Annotated in this window: 5 protein-coding genes and 1 pseudogene; 4 read left to right on the top strand and 2 right to left on the bottom strand. The window is 66.0% G+C overall.

The genetic code is table 11. The features are described 5' to 3' along the window. A pseudogene (locus tag ABD116_RS23490) lies at nucleotides 1-652 on the bottom strand (helix-turn-helix domain-containing protein); the annotation flags it as partial. A gap of 476 nt (nucleotides 653-1,128) precedes the next feature. Between ABD116_RS23490 and ABD116_RS23495 the strand changes: the two are divergent. Further along, nucleotides 1,129-1,320 carry a hypothetical protein gene (locus ABD116_RS23495; RefSeq protein WP_343974068.1) on the top strand — a complete coding sequence of 64 codons (192 nt, stop codon included), beginning with the start codon at nucleotides 1,129-1,131 and terminating at the stop codon, nucleotides 1,318-1,320. A 26-nt stretch (nucleotides 1,321-1,346) separates the two neighbouring features. Further along, nucleotides 1,347-1,532, top strand: a complete 186-nt coding sequence (locus tag ABD116_RS23500) for a hypothetical protein (RefSeq protein WP_112249279.1) — start codon at nucleotides 1,347-1,349, stop codon at nucleotides 1,530-1,532. A 255-nt stretch (nucleotides 1,533-1,787) separates the two neighbouring features. Here ABD116_RS23500 and ABD116_RS23505 read toward each other — a convergent pair whose 3' ends face one another. Further along, a complete protein-coding gene (locus ABD116_RS23505) occupies nucleotides 1,788-2,021 on the bottom strand; it encodes a DUF397 domain-containing protein (RefSeq protein ID WP_343974075.1) in 234 nt (77 codons plus the stop codon). A 332-nt stretch (nucleotides 2,022-2,353) separates the two neighbouring features. Here ABD116_RS23505 and ABD116_RS23510 point away from each other — a divergent pair, with 332 nt between their 5' ends. Then, nucleotides 2,354-3,217, top strand: a complete 864-nt coding sequence (locus ABD116_RS23510; RefSeq protein ID WP_343974078.1) for an SAM-dependent methyltransferase — start codon at nucleotides 2,354-2,356, stop codon at nucleotides 3,215-3,217. Nucleotides 3,218-3,426: 209 nt separating this feature from the next. Next, nucleotides 3,427-4,193: hypothetical protein (locus ABD116_RS23515; RefSeq protein WP_343974081.1), on the top strand; the 767-nt coding region annotated here is incomplete at its 3' end.

Raw genomic sequence — 4,193 nt, forward strand, 5'->3', positions numbered from 1 at the left:
CGCCGGAGTCGAAGGGCATCACCTGGAGCGTGACGTTCGGCATGTGGGATGCCTCGATCAGGGACTCGAGCTGGATGCGCATCGCCTTCAGGCCGCCGATCGGGCGGCGTAGTACCGACTCGTCGACGACCGCCCAGAGGCGGACCGGGTTCGCGCGCTGCAGGACCTCTTGGCGGTTGACGCGCAGGGAGACGCGGCGCTCGACCTCCTCGGCCGGGATCAGCCCGCGGCCGAGCTGGACGACGGCGCGGACGTACTCCGGGGTCTGCAGCAGGCCCGGGACGAACTGGAGCTCGTAGGTACGGATCAGCTGCGCCGCCGACTCGAGCCCGAGGTAGGAGTGGAACCAGCTGGGCAGTACGTCGCCGAAGCGGTGCCACCAGCCGGGGTTGTTCGCATCGCGCGCAAGAGCAAGCAGCCGCTCGCGCTCTTCGGGGTCGTCGATGCCGTACAGCGTGAGCAGGTCGCGGACGTCGCGTTCCTTGAAACCGACCCGGCCCAGCTCCATCCGGCTGACCTTGGACTCCGACGAGCGGATCTCCCAGCCGGCATCGGACCGGGTGATTCCGGCCGCCTCACGCATTCTCCGCAGGTGTGCGCCGAGGATGATCCGCAGCGCGGTCGGCCCGCCTGGCGCGCCCGACTCCGTCACACTCACCTCCGACGCCCCAGCTGGATCCAAAACGGCGGCCTGCCCACCCCGACGAATCATCTCACGGACGGACCGTGATCTGTCGAAGTTCTTACATAAGAGTCGTGGGTGCTGTCCGGCACCCCGGCATCGATTCCAGCTTTCTCACTGTGCGTGACGGCCGGCCGGTGGGCGACGGGATGCGCGCAGTGGGGCCGAAGTACTGGTAATCGCTTCCCGCTCAGCTGGTTCGGCCCGTTCGGGGGCCGAATCGGCCTTTCGAGGGGGTCTGCTGAGCCTTCAGTTGGTCACAAGTCGAAAACGTGCGAATGCACGTGCATCGGGCGCTTGCATTCGTTTCGTGCGACCGCCATGATTGCTTCATGCACAGAAGGTGAGCTGTATCTCGCAAAAAGTGACATCGCGTGATCCAGCAGGCCGGTTCTACAGATCCGTCGGGCGGTACGCCGGCATGACTGGTTGGGGAACCCGAGTCGATGAATGACGACGACACCGAAGCCGTCGATTTCGCTGCCCGCCCTACCGGCGAGCGAGCGCCCGGCGAGCTGACCGAGCGGGAGATCCAGGAACTGGTGGCGCGCTGCCCCGAGCAGCAGCGCTGGGCCTTCGAAGGCTGGCTCCGGGGCGAGCGCCTGCTGGACGGCGATCCGATCGTGAGCCTGGGATGACCACCGAACGAGCGGGAGGACGGAAAATGGTGCGGATCTGGTTGGGCGACCACCTGATCGCCGAGTACGTCGCGGAGCCCGACCGGGCCTCGCGTTACCAGCGGGTGATGACGCCGAAGTTCACCGGTCTGCGGATCACCGTGGACGGTGCGGCGACCGCGGGTGCCTCTGAGCTCCCCAGTGAGCAGCTCTGGCCGCTCACTGTGCAGTAAAGGCAGTAGTAGTAGGCAGTACTGGCAGCAGTACAGCAAAAGGCCGGCCTCCTAGCGGAGGGCCGGCCTTTGCTGTTCCCGGGCGAATGATTGCCCGGTACGCCGTGATCGCCCGCCCCGGCATGTCGCAACGGAACTGTGTGGCGCTCGCGACCGGATCACGCGGCGCCCGTAACAGGCAGACGTCCGTCAACAGTAAGAGGCCCCCGCACCACTCGCCTGGTGAAGGGGCCTCTTACTGCTCTGTGGAATGAATCAGGCGAGATCGTCGAACTCGCCGTCGTGAACGCCGCCGAGAAACGCTTCGATCTCGGCCTTGGTGAAGACCAGCGCCGGTCCGTCCGTGTGACGCGAGTTCCGCATCGCCACACCGCCGCCAGGAAGCTTCGCTACCTCTACGCAGTTCCCGTTCGGGCCACTTCGCTGACTCTTCCGCCAGGTCAGCTCGTCGTCGGCGTCTGCGGGCATGCCGTTGTAGACAGCAGTCATCAGCTGCACCTTCCGTACGTCTTTGGCATATGCACGTGCATTTGGGCTTGCATTTGCATCGTACACGCCGAAGGGCCATGTGTCTGGTCCACTACCCACCGTGCTCAAACGTCCGTTGGGCAGGCCTGTTACATCGCTTTGAGTGACTGATTCCGGGGTCTCCGAAGAGGGTTGTCGGGTGTTCGGACGACGATCTGCCGGGCATTCGGCGTAACCCCGCGGGGGCTCGTTCAGTTGAGGAATCAGGCGGGTGCACAGGCTTCGTTAAATCGGCTCCTGAACACTCCAGGAAGGGCCGAACCAGGCTGCCGCTGGTATGCAAATGCACTACGATGGCGGCAACGATTCCCTACGACACGAAGGCTGCGCCGATGGCTCCCGACAGCCCGGATCCCGCTCCGGAGTTCGACACTTCCCAACCGACCATCGCGCGCGTCTACGACGCTTTGCTCGGTGGCAAGGACAACTTCGCTGCCGACCGTGAGGGTGCGGCGACCTACCTGAAATACGTTCCGGACGCCGGCCGGTGCGCGATCGAGAACCGGGAAGCGCTGATCAAGGGCGTGCAGTACCTGGTGCGCACGGCGGGGATCGACCAGTTCCTCGACATCGGCAGCGGTCTGCCGACGCAGAAGAACACCCACCAGGCGGCGCAGGAGATCAACCCCGACGCCAAGGTGGTCTACGTCGACAAGGACCCGATCGTGCTCGCGCACGGCCGCGCGCTGCTGGCGACGAACAACAGCACCATCGTCGTCACCGCCGACCTGAGCAAGCCGCAGGAGATCCTGGACAACAAGGAGATCACCACGCATCTGGACTTCACCCGTCCGATCGCGCTGATGATCGTCGGCATCCACATGCACTTCCACGACGACGAGCAGCCGGACGAGTGGGTCCGCACCATCATGGACCAGCTCGTCCCGGGCAGCTACCTGTTCATCACCGACTTCGTCGACACCGGTGAGCCGCTGCAGAAGGCGATGGAGCAGGCCGGCCTGGAGAGCCTGGGCAACGGCTGGATCCGGACGCCCGAGCGGATCACCGAGCACTTCCTCGGTCTGCCGCTGGTGCCGCCGGGCCTGGACTTCCTGGCCCGCTGGTTCCCGGAGGACCCGGACGGCGACGTACCGGAGGTCGAGGAGCTGCAGCCGTACCAGCGGATCCTGATGGCCGGAATCGCCAAGAAGGGCTGATCCGCAGCCGATCGGCATCGAAGGCGCGCATCCCGCACGGGGTGCGCGCCTTCTGCGTTTCCCACGGTACGTCGTTGTTTCCGCGGTACTTCGTTGCCAACTCGCCTTTGTCGATTGTCGGCGTGAGCGCCGGGTACCTGCACAATGAGCAGTGAAACCCTCTCTAGTAACGGAGTACTGACGTTTCTGCGTTCCGGATGATCAGGACGGTGCCCGCCGACGCGGTGGCCATCGTGCGGTTCTACCCGCCGATGGTGATCTGCTTCGCGGCCGCGCTGGCCGGTACGGCGCTCGTCTTCGACGTCTTCTACCTCGCCGCGAACCCGGGCCTCGGGCTGGCCATGGTCTACACCGTTCCGGTGCTGGCCGGGCTGATCGCCGGTCTGGTCGCCGCGGCCGACGACGTCGAGCTGGAACGCCGGGTGCTGGTCTGGACGATCGCGGCAACCGTTGCCGTCGGCATCACCAACGCCGTCCTGGTGGCGATGATCGCGGCGATGCGCCGGACCGACCCGTCGGACTGGAAGTCGGGCGGGCAATCGGTCCTGTTCGCCGCCTGTCTGGTGGTCGCGGTCGCGGTGATGGTGGTGGTGATCGGCGGGTTGATCAGCACCCTCGGCATCGACCTCAAGACAAAACTGCCGAAGAAGAAGTACGTCGCTCCCGCGCCGGCCGCTGTCCTGCGACCGAAGCCGCTGGTCAGCAAAGAAGCAGCCGCTCGCGCGAAGGTCCGCGCCGAGTCGCCCGACGAACTGGATGAACTGGACGAGCCGGCGGAGTCTCGCGGGGGCCGCCAAGGCGAGTTGTACGACCGCGAGCCCGGCCAGCCGATGGATGGCGAATCCGGCCGCCGGGTAGAACCGGTCCCCGCCCTCACCCCACCCTCTTTCCTCCCACCCCTCCCCAAGGTCATCGACCTGGACGAGGCCCGCCCCGTCACCCCCTGGACCGAAGGCACCGGCCACGCCGACCGCCG

Origin of the sequence: Kribbella koreensis (assembly GCF_039525325.1) — a bacterium.
GTDB lineage: Bacteria > Actinomycetota > Actinomycetes > Propionibacteriales > Kribbellaceae > Kribbella > Kribbella koreensis.